9 protein-coding genes are annotated in these 15,873 nt (G+C 54.8%); 5 read left to right on the top strand and 4 right to left on the bottom strand.

The genetic code is table 11. The features are described 5' to 3' along the window. Positions 1–34 precede the first annotated feature (34 nt). From EHV07_RS11310 to EHV07_RS11300, 3 genes are read right to left on the bottom strand one after another with little or no spacing between them, the layout of a single operon-like run. Complete coding sequence (locus EHV07_RS11310; protein WP_147197956.1) at positions 35–2,425, bottom strand: virulence factor SrfC family protein; 2,391 nt, start codon at positions 2,423–2,425, stop codon at positions 35–37. Further along, positions 2,422–5,406, bottom strand: coding sequence for a virulence factor SrfB (locus EHV07_RS11305; RefSeq protein ID WP_147200601.1), 2,985 nt, complete (start codon positions 5,404–5,406; stop codon positions 2,422–2,424). Before EHV07_RS11305 ends, EHV07_RS11310 begins: the two co-directional genes overlap by 4 nt. A 2-nt stretch (positions 5,407–5,408) precedes the next feature. Then, positions 5,409–6,899, bottom strand: coding sequence for an SrfA family protein (locus EHV07_RS11300; protein ID WP_147197954.1), 1,491 nt, complete (start codon positions 6,897–6,899; stop codon positions 5,409–5,411). Between the two features lie 372 nt (positions 6,900–7,271). Between EHV07_RS11300 and EHV07_RS11295 the strand changes: the two genes are divergently transcribed. Further along, positions 7,272–8,288, top strand: a complete 1,017-nt coding sequence (locus EHV07_RS11295; RefSeq protein ID WP_147197952.1) for an NAD(P)-dependent alcohol dehydrogenase — start codon at positions 7,272–7,274, stop codon at positions 8,286–8,288. 166 nt (positions 8,289–8,454) lie between these two features. On the opposite strand, the gene EHV07_RS24685 is transcribed toward EHV07_RS11295, so the two are convergent. Beyond that, the gene (locus EHV07_RS24685; protein ID WP_174822359.1) at positions 8,455–9,273 is read right to left on the bottom strand and encodes a hypothetical protein; all 819 of its coding nucleotides are present in this window, start codon (positions 9,271–9,273) and stop codon (positions 8,455–8,457) included. A 390-nt stretch (positions 9,274–9,663) separates the two neighbouring features. On the opposite strand from EHV07_RS24685, the gene eptA reads away from it, so the two are divergent. From eptA to fhuE, 4 genes are all read left to right on the top strand, one after another. Beyond that, entirely contained in the window at positions 9,664–11,301 is a 1,638-nt protein-coding gene (gene eptA, locus EHV07_RS11285) for a phosphoethanolamine transferase EptA (protein ID WP_147197950.1), read from the top strand. Then, positions 11,302–11,982: a two-component system response regulator PmrA gene (pmrA, locus tag EHV07_RS11280; protein WP_147197948.1), complete on the top strand. Its 681-nt coding sequence runs from the start codon at positions 11,302–11,304 to the stop codon at positions 11,980–11,982. It abuts the gene before it with no gap. Then, positions 11,979–13,061 carry a two-component system sensor histidine kinase PmrB gene (gene pmrB, locus EHV07_RS11275; protein WP_147197946.1) on the top strand — a complete coding sequence of 361 codons (1,083 nt, stop codon included), beginning with the start codon at positions 11,979–11,981 and terminating at the stop codon, positions 13,059–13,061. The genes pmrA and pmrB overlap by 4 nt, the downstream gene beginning before the upstream one ends. A 562-nt stretch (positions 13,062–13,623) precedes the next feature. After that, positions 13,624–15,831, top strand: a complete 2,208-nt coding sequence (fhuE, locus tag EHV07_RS11270; protein WP_147197944.1) for a ferric-rhodotorulic acid/ferric-coprogen receptor FhuE — start codon at positions 13,624–13,626, stop codon at positions 15,829–15,831. Positions 15,832–15,873: the final 42 nt, after the last annotated feature.

Genomic DNA, 15,873 nt, shown 5'->3' with positions numbered 1-15,873 from the left:
AAAGGCGGCACTGGCCGCCTTTTATAACCAGTCGTTATTTGACCTGTTTCAATATTTCCGCCAGCCGTTCACGATGTTCGCTGTCGATTTCACGGGCGGCAGAATAACCGGCATTTTGCAGGATCATCTCATTCAACCCCACCAGCCAGTCATAAATGTAATAGGCGGCATGATTATTGGGTTTGAGCGCCAGTTTCGTCAGACGCTGGCCTGGCCCCAAACTGGCCGTTTGTGTTTCCGGCTTGGCGAAAATCTTCTGTCCACGGTTGATTTTGCTGTCCGGACGCTGTGCTTCAGGAATGTGCTGGAAGCCGAGCCAGGCAACAAAATCACCTAATACGCTCATCGCTCTGGAAACCTGACGGTCAGCCAGCAGTTCTGGCGGCGTACCTTGGGCATCATTGTCAGTAAGGATTTTTACCAGTGCGGCTTCAATATTTAGCCGGATACTGGCCGTGACCAGCTCTTCGGTTAGCATTTCCAGCGTCGGTTTTGTGACACCCAGCAGTTCTAACAGCGCGCTCTGCTCGGGCAGCTGGCGCAATACGTTAATCCAGTGACGATAAACCTGCTGCGCAAATTCGGCCTCGGGTTCATCTTCAGCGGCGTTTTCAGGTGCGTTAAGCAGGCCCGGTACGGGTTCATCGCTGAGCAGATCAATGCTCATTCCGATACCAAAAGGATCCTCTTCGGTCAGCGCATACTCTTCAACCAGCGGACGGCTGGCCCGATGCTGATGCTGCATAAAGAGATGGCGCAGCGTTTCGCGCGAGGGCAACAGACGTTCAAGCAGCTCGCCGTGGACGCCGGTTCTCGCCTGCAACGCTTTGAGTAAAGATTCAGCGACGCGCAGGCGAGCCTGCGGCTCTTCTTTTTCCGATGCCAGATACCAGCGGCCCAGCAGGTTTTCCCGCAGTTCTCGTTTTATCTCATCGAGCTGTTCCTGCAACCGCGTCATTTTGTTTTCACGATTGATCTCGGTCATCAGCCAGCCAGCCATGCGCTTCACGCCTTTATCGTCCATCGCCAGCATCGATCCCCAGGCATCGCCAGGGTTGCCGACATAGCGCTGCACGGCGGCATCATAGTTGTGACCATGGGTCACTCGCTGGTCGAAAGGCGTCAGCGCCCAAATCAGACCGGGCTTACGGCGGCTGCGAACCTGGCTGTTCTCTCCCTGAGTCTGTTTCACCCAGTTATCCAGCACGCGGCCCACGATGCGGGTGTCCGAGCGCTGGCTACAGGCGCTGCACACCATCAGCATATTCACTTCCTGACGCTCGGCCGCGCGGGTCAGCAGGAAAGGGCGTTTGGCGCTGATAAAAGCCAGCGCCAGCTCATGATGCGCATCGTCTGGCAGCACGGCAGCATCTTCAAAACCCGGATAGTCAAGTAAATCAACCTGTTCAAAAAGAGTTTCCTGCGGCGCGCTGTAAAGCGGCAGTAAAACTTCGCGCGCAAGCAGGCTCAGTTCGGCCTGTGCAAGGTTGACCGGTTTCAGGCTGCGGCCATTATGTTGCGGAACAACCTGGATCACGCGATCGGTTGACGCATTGAAATAGCGCAGGCCATGGGTATTCAGCACGCTTAACGCAGGATCTTCCACTATCGACAATGGGGCCAGCACGCGGGAAGCGCCAGAAAGGTGATGTAAGACGTGGGCCAGCTGTCGGTAGAGTGCGGTCAGTTCGCGATCTTCACCCCACAACAGGGAGAACAGGCGGGCCCGATCATCCACGCTGAGCATGGGGGCTAACTCTACCGCCAGCGGCCAGAAATGGGTTTCGAGCGCTTTGCTACTGACCAGCTGGGCAGCAGAAAGCCGATCCCATAACGCCACGACGTTATTACTGCTCAGCCCGTCGGTTTCCTGCGGCTGCCGGTACATCGCTACCGTTTTCAGGCGTTCGGCAATTTGCTGCTCGTCAGGAATAGCAGAGGGATCGGTCTCGCGCTTAGCCCACAGCTCCACCAGCACGGCAACAATTTCTTCTTCGCTTAACAGCGCCAGCTGAACCGGCCATTCATTATCGACGCGGATTTGCTGGCCGCTAAAACGCATCACCATGGTGCCGGTTTGCTGCTGTGGGTTCAGCTGGGCATAATCAAAGGTGACGTTGCCCAGCGCAATCTCCATCCGGCCTTTTTCACTGGCGGCCAGCGCCGAGATCAGATAGGACTTTCCCGCCTGCGACAGGCCGAAAAAGCCCAGCGCGCTCTCTTTCCCGGCGGCTTCCGCCAGATACGTGGCTTTATTCTGCTGGCGACGCAGCCTGACGCCGAGGCGATCGGCCTCAAGGTTCAGGCGTGGCGCCGTTTCACGTGCGCTTGCAAGCCAGCTGATGGATTGACCGATGCCTTTCGCGACGGTTTCCAGTTTTCTGCCGAACTGCCCCGACAACTGCTTAGGCGTCAACGGTTTCATTTTTTGTATACGCTCCCACTGTCAATCCAGTAATGGGTTAAACCCGATCCGCTGCTGGCTAAGGTATTCAGTTTCAGGCGCAGATGCTCCAGCGGTACGCGCGTGCCGTCATCCAGCGTCGCTTCGGTAATGTCGAATCTTTCCGGGCCGAATTCGCCCTCGGTTTTGGCTACTGCCAGCTTAATTTTTAGGACTTTATCGCCCGCCACACTGCGTGCCAGCTGCGGATCGGCTATCGACAGCGTGTAGAGCGGGGAAGCCGGCCAGCGGTCGTTATCCAGCTGACGGAAACCCAGCGTCAGTGCGCCGCGCACCTGGAAGCGCTCGCGAGGATCCAGCGCAAACTTTTCATCATCAAGATCGATATCGCCATACCAGACGTTTTCACTGGTCAGAGCGCCGTTGCCGTCCAGCATACCCAGATAGCGGATGGTGGAATAAGGCTGGAAGTCGCCCGCTTTAAACCAGAAATTGGCGAGGCGTAAATCCAGTGAAAGCAGGCACAGCATCGCACCGACGGCGGCGGTCGATTTCGGATTTTCAATACGGCCCTGTTTGTTGAACGGATACCAGTCATTAGTATGATAGCCATCCAGCGAAAGAATACGGCTGACCGGCAGCGGCTGAAGATGACGGAACAGCGCCTGCACGCCAGGAAAACGCGAAGGGCGGCCGGTCAGCAACAGTACGTCGCAGTCATAAACCGCAACCACTTCCGACATCGAGCGCAGGCTCTGGGTAATGTTCATCCGCGGTGAGAGGAATTCCGCATGCAGCTTGCTCAGCTTGACGATCAGCGACACGCTCAGAATATCAAAGGCTTCGGCCTCGCCCGGCAGCTCACGCTGAATTTCACGGTTGATATAGTCCAACAGCTTTTGCGTGGGTTTCTGCGCCAGTAACTCGCCGAAACGTGCATCCACTTCGGCATTCAGCTCCAGCGGATCGAACTGTTCGTAAGCCTCCAGAATCGCCTGGCCCAGCGGAATAAAGATTTGCAGCGTGACCTGCTGGCGCAGCGTGGAATGACCATCCAGACGACCTTCATGACCAAACAGGCGGGTCATCACGCCTTCCGGATTGACCATGCCGGCCTGCTTAAAGGCCGATTGCAATGCAGGCAGAACGTACAGCTGGATCACGTCCAGTAAAATATCATCCCCGGCCAGCTTAAAGCCTTCACGGAACAGCAGTCGCGGCATAATTTTGACGTTGTTACCGACGCCATCGTCCAGTCGGTATTGCGTGATAGCGAGGTCAGTCGTGCCGCCGCCGATATCAATCGAGGCGATGCGCAGCGTTTTTCCAACCGGTTCATCAGCGGCACGCGCGCGGTCGGGACGCGCCATACTGATGAAGAACGCCTCCGCACGGCCGCCAAAGTTCACCTGCGTTTCGTTATACAGATAAACCATTTGGCCGCAGGTCGCTTCATCCCATTCCATTTGGACTTCCGGCACCGGCACCTGGCTTTTCGCCTTGTCTTTGGCGCTGCTGAAGTCATCGTCGGCCGGATGCCAGCCCATCGCTTTCCACACCAGCGCGATCGCTTCGATCATCCGGCGGCGGAATATTTCACGTTCGGGTTTCGGCATGGCGGAGGGCAGTGTCAGGATGATATTACGCAGCTGGCGCGGGGCGCTGCTGTGCAGCATTTTTTGACGCTGTGCCGGGCTGTTCATCTGCATCAGCGCCTGTGCCAGCAGTTCAGAAAGCATAAAGCTCATCACCGAACTGCGGCTGTACTGTGGGGAAAATACCGGCAGACGCTCTTCCAGCGGCTGGTTGTACAGCGGCTGACCTTCATCATTGACCAGAAAAGTTAACGGTGCGGCGGTGGCCAGCGGTTCCTGCGCGGCGTTGCCCGGCGTACGGCTGAAGCGCCAGCCTGGCGTATAGCTCTCTTCATCCCATAAATAGCGGCGCGGGCTGGAGATACCGGTTGCACCTTCGGTGCCCAGACGTTGCAGCGCCAGATGACTGGCTTCACGGCCGACGCGGGTAATGGATGGCCAGATAAAGGCGTCATCACGGCCGCTCTCTACCGAGAAGTTCTGTTTGCCAAAACTGGCCTGAGCAAACTCCACGCGGCTCTCAAACAGCTCGTTGTAAAGCTGATGCGGTGAGGTCAGATCGCGCATGTGCAGTTCATAAGTGTGTTTCAACCCATGATGGTCATCGACATGATCCTCAACCATGATGCCGCAGGTATGCGAGTTGCCCACGTCCAGGATCAGGTCGACCGGAATGGCGGGTTCCTGAAGCGTAGCGGCGCTGATTTTCAGCTCCGGCAGCGTCAGCTGGTGGCCCAGCATATGCAAAATATTCAGGTAGTGCGCCTGATATTCAAATTCGCGCAGCGCGGAGCGGATGTTGACCTGAGGACGCTGCTCGCGGCTGGCAGCCTGCTGGCTGAACACCTCGCGCAGCCAGCCATCAATCCAGGTATGATCGAGAAACTCACCCAGCTCGTCGCTGCCGTGAGCAAGCGCAAAACTGACGCCGTTTTTTACATCGCTTTCATTCAGGGCCAGCGATTCGTCTTCGCCTTCCGGCCAGACACGCGTTTCAAAAGCGAAACAAACACGGTGTGTATTGCCGTTGGCGTCGGGCTTGTCCAGCGCCACAATCTGCACCCGCGCCCAGTTGTCCGGGCCGCCAATAAAGGTGCGGGGGGGATTAAAGCGCAGAAAAGGCAGCGGCAGCCAGATGCCGTCCAGCAACGCCAGCGACTGTGCCAGCGGGAAACTGAACTCGGGCTTTACCACTTCCGGCATCCCGCCCACGCTAATGGGCAGCATGTATTTGCCGCTCTGCGCGTTAAAATTCAGGCGTAACAGCGGGCCGTTTGCCGTTTGCCGCACAAATTTCCCGGGCATATCCGCGTCCAGCTCCGGGGTCAGAGCGTAGTCAAGGAACTGAATGCCACTGTTCTGAATCAGCGTCATATTCGGTTTAAAATCAGCGATTGTCGCCAGCATCATTATTTACTCTCGCGCTTCATCGTCATCGGTAATACCGTGTCGGCATCGTACTGGCCGCTGCATGCTGCCGCGCCCGTGGCTCCCTGAGTACAGACCAGCTCGGGCATCTGGTAACGCGCGCCGTCACTGCAACGGGCTTTTGTACGGCTGTTAATCACCAGATTGCCTGACTGCATCAATCCGGCGTATACATCAACGCGGCAGACGGTGCCGTCGCCCTGAGTCATCAAGGCCTGGCCTTTGCCGTTCTTTATCTGGTAACGCAAAATCGGTGGCTTGCCGGTCAGTGGGGTTTTGATGCCCACGATGACGCGCCAGTTGCCGTTAAGGAATCGGGTAGAGCCTCGCTTGACCGCATCCGGGGGCAGCACCAGATCGTCTTTGCCTGCCGGTGGCAGAACAGCAACGGATGCCGGTGTGGCGTTAGCCGCAGGTTCTGTTGGCGTGGCTTGCACTGCCGCAGGTTCGGTAGCGGCAGGCTGCTGGGTCGGCGCCACGCTGGCAGAGCTAACCGGCAGCGTGGGGGTCTGAACGGCCGCCGGTGCAGGTTTTGCCTGTTCCGTGGAGGCTGGCGCGGCCGTTGAGGTCTGCGCTTCAGGCGCGGGGACAGGTTGCGGATTCGACTGTGCCGGTGGCTGAGCGGCTTTATCGCCAGAGGGTGCAGCGAGATAGTTTTTCATCTGCACGCCAAACACCACCAGCAGAGCCGCCGTGGGCAGGATCCAGCCATAACGCAGCAGCTGACCTTTAATGCCTGACGGCTTTTTCGCCGCCGGGCGGTCGGGCTCGGCCGTAGCCTGAGCAGGCGCCGGAGGAGAGGCAGGATCCAATGCTGCATAAGTCACCGCATCCGCAGGGAGCTCCGTTTTCACCGCGACGGGTTCAGGACTGGCCTCCACAACGGGCGCGGCCGGGGCTGGCTCCGGTGCGGCGATTACCGGTGCAGAAACAACCGCAGGCGCGACGGTAGCCACCATTTTCGACAGCGAGAGCGGCGGCTCATCTTCTTCAACCGCCCGCAGGCAGTCCAGCGGATCCTGACGATTTTTTTTCTCCAGGCTGACAAAGCCCCAGAAGGTTAACACCGGTTTGCCGCCCACCAGATAGACAAAGTTCTGATCGGGAAACTGAATGGCTTTCGCCAGCAGCGCACCAAACAGTTTCTGGCTGGTTTTTTCTGATTTCTGCGCACGCTGACACATATCGGCCACCGCCTGCTGACAGGCGACAAGCTGGTTGAGCGCATGGGAACGAGAGCTGTCGCTGGCGGCGGCCCATGAGGTGACTTTACCGGAAATCGGGGAATACCAGTCAAGGCGATCGCCCGCATCGTTGGGCTGAGGAATAGCCAGACAATCCGCTATCTGCTGCTGTTTTCTCAGACGCAGCGTCTCTCGTAGTTGCAGGGCCGACAGCCAGACAGGCTGGCCATTTTCACCGAGAGGGAGCACCGCGTCCAGACTTCCGCTGCGTAAGAATAATTTTGCCACGCAAAAAGACCTTTTTTGTCAGGATTCAATAAGTTTTAATCCAAATTTCTATTTACTGTAGCCCAGCAGACTTAAATCAAATGCAGAAATAAGCGATAAAAGCGGGGTCTGCTCAGCTCATAAAGGCCAAAAAAGTCTGGAACACCTTCATTTAAATAGAGAAATGGCGAAATTATGCGCGATTTTAAAAGGCGACTAACCGTGCATTATTTCACCAGTAATATGTGGGCTTGTCCGGCATCGTCATTATGCTGAAATAGTCTGCTATTTTTACATATTGATACAAACCTACCGCATAATGACTCGTTTCGGTGCATAGTCAGCGAGCCTGCTTTGCTAGACTCAAAACGTTAATCACATCAGAGGTAACGAATGAAAATTAAAAGCTATGCAGCCATGGAAGCCGGCAAGGCACTGGAACTGTACGAGTATGATGCTGCCGAGCTGAGTGCAGAAGAAGTCGAAGTCGAAGTGGAATACTGCGGCGTTTGCCACTCTGATCTGTCAATGATCGATAACGAGTGGGGCATATCCAGCTATCCGACCATCGCAGGCCATGAAGTTATTGGTCGCGTATCGGCAATGGGCGAAGCCGCCAAAACGAAGGGCCTGAAAGTCGGTCAGCGCGTGGGCATTGGCTGGACCGCTAAAAGCTGCCAGCACTGCGACGCCTGTATTAACGGCGAGCACGTTAACTGTGAAAACGGCTCCACGCCAACCATTTTGAACCACGGCGGCTTTGCCGAGAAGCTGCGTGCCGACTGGCAGTGGGTTATTCCTCTGCCAGAAAAACTGGATCCGACGACTGCCGGTCCGCTGCTGTGTGGCGGTATTACCGTATTCAAACCGCTGCTGATGAGCAACATCACGGCGACCAGCCGCGTTGGCGTTATTGGTATCGGTGGCCTGGGCCACATTGCTATTAAACTGCTGCATGCGCTGGGCGCAGAAGTGGTGGCGTTCAGCTCATCACCTGCTAAAAAGCAGTCGATTCTGGATATGGGTGCGGATGAAGTGGTTAACAGCCGCGATCCGGAGGCGTTGAAAGCGCTGGCGGGTAGCTTCGATCTGATTATCAGCACCGTTGCTGTCGATCTGGACTGGAAACCTTACTTCGCCGCGCTGGCGCCTAAAGGCAAGTTCCACACCGTCGGTGCGGTGATGAAGCCGTTTGAAGTGTCTGCCTTCGAGCTGATTATGGGTGATAAAGCGCTGACCGGTTCTTCAACGGGTTCACCAGGCCAGCTGCGTTCGCTGCTGAAACTGGCTTCGCGTCGCGATATTGCGCCAAAAGTTGAGTTCTTCCCGATGTCGAAGATCAACGACGCGCTGGAGCACGTGCGTGCCGGTAAGGCGAATTACCGTGTAGTACTGAAAGCGGACTTCTGATTTTTCGCGCGGATTAGCTGCGCGTTACACATCATCAACGGCGACCCTGTGGGTGGCCGTTTTTTTTAGTTTTGAAGCAGAATGTTATCGCTGAGATTCAGTGCGGGGCGAAACGAAGGCATGGTGCCTTCGCTTGCAGAAAGAATGATTTCGGGTAGCGCGATCGTTAACCCTGAGTTGATGCGGCTTCGGCAGACGTGGTTTTCTCCGTCGACGCAGATTCAGAACCTGCCGCCGTTTCAGACGTTGAGGTTGTTTTCGAAGCCGTTGCTTCCGTGCCCGACGTGGTTGCTGGCGCAGATTGAGTTTCAGCGGAGGTGCCTGACTCAGTGGTCGACGTCGTTGCCGGGGCCGACGGCACTGTCGCGGCAGCGGGTGCGGTTACGGGTGCTGACGTTGTCTGAGTCGCCGTTGCTGCTTCAGAAGAAGATGCTGGCGTTGAGACCGGCGCGGCGCTGGTGGTGGTGGCAGGCGTCGATACGGCGGCTGTTGCCGTCTTAATGTTTTCTGGTGCCGGTGCCGCTTTAGCTGTCGTTACCGGTATTGCGGCTTTTTCAGTAAAGGCAGGTTTACTGCGGGTAACGGAATAGGCGACCTGTTTTACCTGGTCAGGTCGGGTGGTGATTTTAATCGACTGAACGGTTACGCGGCCAAAGCCAAGCAGTGTAGGGACATATCCCCCAATCTGATGATCGCCTGCGGGCAGGTGCAGCTCCAGACTCTGACCACGAATAATCGCGCCAGCATCGTTACCGTCTACGGTGACGTAAATGGGCGAGCCATCATCCGTACGGCTGATGACGTGCGAGACTTTGACTTCGGTCGGACCTTCAGAGAAGTCATTTGCCGATATTTGCGCAGGGCCTTTAAAAAAGCGGGTATCCGCCGACTCGGTTGGCGCGCTCGGTTCGCTTTTATGCTGACTTGCACAGCCAGCCAGCGTCAGGGTGGCCATTACAGCGGCCAGAGTAAAACGACAAATCATTGAACCTCACTATCAAGCAACACACTTTGAGATGCCCATATTACCGCTACCGCGCTGCCGAATACAGCCAGTAACGGTTCGGGTTCATCTTAAAAACGCTAACCGCTGCAAATTCCTTCAGATCATGCTTAAACCATCGGCTGGGGGAAAGCGGCTTTCGCACTTGTCTCCGTGGTAGGGGGAAATCAGCGGGTTTTGTTGAGCTTAATTAAACGGAGTGCGAAAAAACGCGGGGTTATATTTCGTTACCTGCCGTAAGTATTGAATTTGGCTCAATGATGCCAGGGGTGGCAGCTAGCTTTCGCTTCCGACGTAACCTTAAGCGGCTTAAGGTTTTCCTAATCTTCCTCTGCCACATTATCGGTCATTGTTGGTTAACGGAAATCTGTTATGTCCCTGTTTACACTGAAAAGACCGACACTGAGTCGGCTTTGGCTACTGACTGCTTTTTCACTCTATATTGCCGTATTCCTTAATATTGCTTACTACCGTCAGGTATTGGCAGTTATGCCCCTGACGACAGTGCACACCACGCTGGTTTTTCTCTCTATGCCGTTAGTGGCATTTAGCGTAATCAATATAGCCGCGACGCTGGCTTCGTTTCTCCGGCTGGAAAGGGTGCTGCTGGCGGTTTTCATCCTGGTTTCCGCTGCGGCTCAGTACTTTATTATCAGCTTTGGTATCGTGCTCGACAGGTCGATGATTGTTAACATGCTGGATACCACCGCGTCCGAAAGCTTTGCCTTAGTGACGCCGCAGCTGCTGCTTACCTTGCTCGTTTCCGCTATCTTACCCATCGTGCTGCTGTTTCTGATCCGCGTTAAAAAGAGGCAGCCAGTATGGAAAAGCGTATTTTATCGTCTGGGCAGTCTGCTGATTTCGGCGCTGCTGATTGGGCTGGTGGCGCTGCCGTTCTATAAAGATTACGCCTCGCTGTTCCGTAATAATAAAGAGCTGGTCAAGTCGCTGAGTCCTTCCAACAGCATTGTCGCGTCCTGGTCTTATTACTCTCATCATCGTCTGGCGAATCTGCCGCTGGTACGCATCGGTGAGGACGCGCATCAAAATCCGCAACGGCTCGAAGGCAAACAGAATTTAACGATTCTGATTGTTGGGGAAACATCCCGTGCAGACCATTTCTCGCTGTTAGGTTACGAACGTCAGACGACGCCGCGACTGGCTAACGATGACGTTATCGGCTTCCCGAATACCGTGTCCTGTGGCACCTCGACGGCGGTGTCAGTTCCGTGCATGTTTTCGAATATGCCGCGTGCGCATTATGATGATGCGCTGGCCAGCCATCAGGAAGGCTTACTGGATATCATTCAGCGAGCCGGGATCAATGTGTTGTGGAATGAAAACGACGGCGGCTGTAAAGGTGCCTGCGACCGCGTGCCGCATCAGGATATGACCCGCCTTAACCTTCCCGGAATGTGTATTGATGGCGAATGCTATGACGACGTCCTGTTCCACGGGCTGGAGGCGTATATCGACCGGCTGAAAGGCAACGGCGTTATCGTGCTGCATACCATTGGTAGCCACGGTCCAACATATTACCATCGCTATCCGCCCGCGTTTCGTCAGTTTACGCCGACGTGTGACACCAATGAGATTCAGACCTGTTCTCAGCAGCAGCTGATTAACACCTATGACAACACGCTGCTCTATGCAGATTACATCGTCGATCGGGCCATCAGGCTGCTACAGGCTCATCAGGATCGCTTTACCACCAGCCTGGTCTATCTCTCCGATCATGGCGAATCGCTGGGCGAGAACGGCGTTTATCTGCACGGCATGCCTTACGCCATTGCACCAGAAGCGCAAAAGCATGTTCCCATGGTGATTTGGTTATCTCCTGACTATCAGAAACGCTATGCTGTGGACACGCGGTGTCTGAATAAAGCAGCCGCGACGCAACATTTTTCCCAGGATAATCTTTTTTCAACGGTACTGGGCCTGACGGGGACGATGACCCGTGAGTACATGACTTCCGATGACATTCTGACGGCCTGTCGGAGTAAAGCGTAAATGAAAATACTGGTAGTTGAAGACGATGCCTTGCTGTTGCAGGGGCTGATTATCGCGCTGGAAGGTGAAGGCTATGTCTGTGACGGTGTCACTAGCGTTCGCGAGGCGGAAGCGCATCTGGCGAGCGGGCTGTACAGCCTGCTGGTGCTGGATCTGGGATTGCCCGATGAGGATGGCCTGCATCTGCTGTTGCGGCAGCGACGACAGAAAATAAAGCTGCCGGTACTGATCCTGACCGCAAGGGATACCGTACAGGAACGTATTGCGGGCCTCGACGCGGGTGCTGACGACTATTTAATTAAGCCTTTTGCCCTGGACGAGCTGCTGGCACGTATTCGCGCGCTGATCCGCCGACACGTGAATCAGGGTGACAGCCGCATTGAGGCTGGCAATCTGTCGCTGGATATGGCGCACCGTCAGATTCATTTTTCCGGTGAGCTGCTGGACTTAACGCCAAAAGAGTATGCCATTCTCTCCAGGCTGATGCTGAAAGCAAGTAAGCCGGTACACCGCGAAGTGCTTTACAATGATATCTATAACTGGGAAACGGAGCCGTCAACGAACACCCTTGAAGTGCATATCCATAACCTTCGCGAGAAGATTGGCAAATCGTCAATTCGCACGCTACGGGGGTTTGGTTATGCGCTGATAACGGCGGAAACGTGCGGAAAACCTGAATGAAACACCTGTCCGAGCTAAAACGGAGTAGCAGCACGATACGCTTTCGTCTGCTGTTGGTCATTGGCCTGATCCTGCTTTTTTGTCAGGTTATCAGCGTCGCCTGGCTGTGGCATGAAAGCAAAGAACAAATTCAGCTGCTGGTGGATGCGGAAGTTCACAAGCACGATCAGCACAAGCATGTTGAGAAAGAGATCCATGAAGCGGTAGCGAGTCTGGCCTTGCCCAGCCTGATTATGATCGCCATGACGCTGCTGATTTGCTATCAGGCGGTGAAATGGATCACCCGCCCCTTATATGAGCTTCAGCATCATCTTGAGAATCGCCGGGACGACGATCTCGACCCGATCAATCTTCGCCGGTCGGTTAATGAAGTGGATGCCGTTACCCTGGCGATTAATCAGCTGGTCTCTCGTTTAACCACCAGTATAGAACGTGAAAGAATGTTCACCGCTGACGTGGCGCACGAGCTACGCACGCCGCTGGCAGGGCTTCGCCTGCATCTGGAACTGATTGAGAAAAAAAATAATATTAACGTCAAACCGCTGCTGCAACGGCTGGATCAGATGACCAACAGCGTTTCGCAGCTGTTGCAGCTGGCGCGGGTGGGTCAGTCGTTCACTTCCGGTAATTATCAGAACGTCTCGCTGGTGGAGGATGTGGCGATCCCAATGGAGCATGAACTGCACACCATGCTGGCACAGCGTCAGCAGACCCTGAAAATGGACTTTACCACAGCGGTGAGCGTTCGCGGCGACGCCACGTTGTTACGGGTTCTGTTACGTAATCTGGTTGAGAACGCCCATCGCTATAGCCCGGAAGGAACGGTTATCACGCTTCGGATTGATCATCAGCCTGCGCCAGCAATGGTGGTGGAAGATCAGGGACCGGGCATTGATGAGAGTAAAAGCGGCGAACTGACCAAAGCTTTTGTCCGTATGGACAGCCGTTACGGCGGGATTGGGCTGGGACTGAGTATTGTCACCCGCATTGCCCAACTGCATCAGGCTCACTTTTTCCTTGAAAATCGTCGCGAGCAGCATGGCTGTTCCGCCAGGATAACCTTTACCTCTGGCGGCTGAGAAGCGGGGCGCTAAAAGGTGGTGAACCAGATTTTCAGAAAAGAGACGATCACCAGGGCGCAAAACAGCGCGGTGGCATATTCACTGGCCGGACGGATGCGTGCAGATTTCATCGGAAACTCCTCTATGTCGTCTGAGGAGTTTCTCAGGTTTATATTAAGGAAACATTAAGAGGATTCTTTTGTGACGGAACCCGGCGTGGCAGCCGACACGTTCAGCGAAGAGCGGGTGGCTCCGCCCATATTTAGTTACAACATACATATCTATTTCTTTTAAACACCACTCACTCAACCTTCATACCTTTAGACGAGCTTAACAGGGGACTAACAAAATCCTGAAAAGTTCATTAATAATCTTTTACATGCTAAATAAAAAAAATTATAGTTCTCATTCGCATTTATGGACTGGCGTCTCTGTGGGTGCCCGCGGGGCGGAAAGCAGAAAAACCTCTTCAGGTACAGGGGGATCGCCGCCTTTAGTCCGGCGAGTTGTTAAGCGTGGCTGAGCGCCATTCGACAGGCGTTTAAATAAAACACAATAAAAATTCTTTTGAGGAAATAAGATGTTTTTTGACTTAAACCGTATCAGGGAAAGTAGCTGTTGTAGCCTCAAAACCGGCACGCCTTATTCCGTCGTCGCTGCGCTGGTCGCTGTCGCTATTCAAATGCCGCACGCCTCAGCGGCAGAAGTGACAAAAGAACAGCAGACCCTGACGGTAGACGCCACGGCCAATAGTGCCAGCGACACTGCCGCTACCGATTACAGCGTGCCGGTCACTAACGCCGGCACCAAAATGTCTCTGACGGCGCGTGATATTCCTCAATCGGTCAGTATTATCAGCAAGCAGCGCATGCAGGATCAGCAGCTTCAGTCTCTGGGGCAGGTACTGAATAACACCACCGCGATTCAGGAAAGCGTTTCTGGTGCGGATATGGACCGCAAAACGTATTACTCGCGCGGTTTTTTAATCGACAACTATATGGTCGATGGCATTCCAACCGTCTTTGAAGGGCGCTGGAACCTGGGCGATTCCCAGACCGATACGGCGCTATATGAGCGTGTTGAGGTGGTGCGCGGCGCAACCGGCCTGATGACCGGCGCGGGGAATCCTTCCGCCGCGGTTAATATGGTGCGCAAGCATGCCGACAGCAAAGAATTCACCGGCGACGTTTCCGCGACTTACGGTAGCTGGAACAAACAGCGCTATGTCGCTGATTTGTCTGCGCCGCTGAGTGAGTCGGGCAACGTTCGCGGTCGCCTGGTTGCCGGTTATCAGGATAACGACAGCTTCGTGGAGCGCTACAGCGCCGAGAAGAAATTTATTTATGGCGTGGTCGATGCCGACCTGACGGATTCTACTTTACTTTCAGTGGGCTACGAATATCAGGAAGTGAATGCCGACAGTCCAACCTGGGGCGGGGCGCCGCGCTGGTATACCGACGGCAGCCTGACCCATTACCGTCGCGGATTTAATACCGCGCCTGACTGGGCCTATAACGACAAAGAGAGTAAAAAAGCGTTCGTGACGCTGAAGCAGAGCTTTGATAACGGCTGGCAGCTAACCCTGAACGGCACCCATAACGAAACCTATCTCGACAGCCGACAGCTCTATATCAACGGTTTCTTCGATAAAAACACCGGCGCCGGCGTTTCCTCTTATGCTGATTACCCGGTCGTTGGCGGCACGGGCTACAACACCGGCAAACGTAAAATAAATTCTGTCGATACGTTTGCCAGCGGCCCTTATCAACTGTTTGGTCGTCAGCATGAACTGATGGCGGGCGTGAGCTACAGCAAGCAGGAAAATACCTACTACAGCGCCTTTGATAATATCTCTTCCGAATCGCTGGGCGACTTCAACAGCTACAACAGCCAGTATCCAGAAACTGACTGGGGCGAACGATCGCTGTCGCAGGATGACACCACGCGCCAGAAATCCGCCTACGTCGCTACCCGTATTTCACTGGCCGATCCGCTGCACCTGATCCTCGGCGCGCGCTATACGCGCTGGAGCACCAACACGCTGACTGAAAACGTCGAAAAAAATAACATTACGCCCTACGCTGGCCTGATCTATGACATCGACGAAAACTGGTCCGCCTACGGCAGTTATACCTCTGTGTTCCAGCCGCAATCCTATCGTGATATCAACGGCAGCTACCTGGCACCGGTGGTGGGCAAAAACTACGAAGCGGGCCTGAAATCAGACTGGTTTAACAGCCGCCTGACCACCTCACTGACCGTTTTCCGCTCAGAACTGGATAACGTGGCGCAAAGCACCAACCAAACTATCGCAGGCTCTAACGATACCGCTTACGTCGGTAAATCAGGTACCGTAAGCCGTGGCGTTGAGTTTGAAGTGAATGGCGCGATAACCGATAACTGGCAGATGACCGTCGGCGGCACGCGCTATATTGCAGAAGAGCGCGATGGCACAGCGGTGAACCCAACCTTACCGCGTACCCAGCTGAAAATGTTTACCAGCTATCGTCTGCCAATGTTGCAGGCACTGACCGTTGGCGGCGGCGTTAACTGGCAGACGCACGTCTGGGATGATGTTGATGCACCGGAAGGCAACGGCACCTGGCATGCAGAGCAGGGCAGCTATGCACTGGTGAACCTGTTTGGCCGTTACCAGCTGACCAAACAGCTCACATTGCAGGCCAACCTGAACAACCTGTTTGATAAAGAATACGACACCAACGTCGGTAACTATATCGTCTACGGCGAACCGCGTAACTTCTCACTGACCGCCAGCTATCACTTCTGATTAGTGATGCACTGAAAAGCAGCGATAAAAAAAGCCGATAAC

Origin of the sequence: Pantoea sp. CCBC3-3-1 (assembly GCF_007981265.1) — a bacterium.
Taxonomy (GTDB): domain Bacteria; phylum Pseudomonadota; class Gammaproteobacteria; order Enterobacterales; family Enterobacteriaceae; genus Erwinia.
This window is presented reverse-complemented; position numbering and strand designations above follow the sequence as displayed.

Excerpts from the sequence above, each read along its gene's own strand:
- EHV07_RS11310 (WP_147197956.1), bottom strand. The coding sequence starts at position 2,425 with ATGAAACCGTTGACGCCTAAGCAGTTGTCGGGGCAGTTCGGCAGAAAA.
- EHV07_RS11305 (WP_147200601.1), bottom strand. The coding sequence starts at position 5,406 with ATGCTGGCGACAATCGCTGATTTTAAACCGAATATGACGCTGATTCAG.
- EHV07_RS11295 (WP_147197952.1), top strand. The coding sequence starts at position 7,272 with ATGAAAATTAAAAGCTATGCAGCCATGGAAGCCGGCAAGGCACTGGAA.
- EHV07_RS24685 (WP_174822359.1), bottom strand. The coding sequence starts at position 9,273 with ATGATTTGTCGTTTTACTCTGGCCGCTGTAATGGCCACCCTGACGCTG.
- eptA (WP_147197950.1), top strand. The coding sequence starts at position 9,664 with ATGTCCCTGTTTACACTGAAAAGACCGACACTGAGTCGGCTTTGGCTA.
- pmrA (WP_147197948.1), top strand. The coding sequence starts at position 11,302 with ATGAAAATACTGGTAGTTGAAGACGATGCCTTGCTGTTGCAGGGGCTG.
- pmrB (WP_147197946.1), top strand. The coding sequence starts at position 11,979 with ATGAAACACCTGTCCGAGCTAAAACGGAGTAGCAGCACGATACGCTTT.
- fhuE (WP_147197944.1), top strand. The coding sequence starts at position 13,624 with ATGTTTTTTGACTTAAACCGTATCAGGGAAAGTAGCTGTTGTAGCCTC.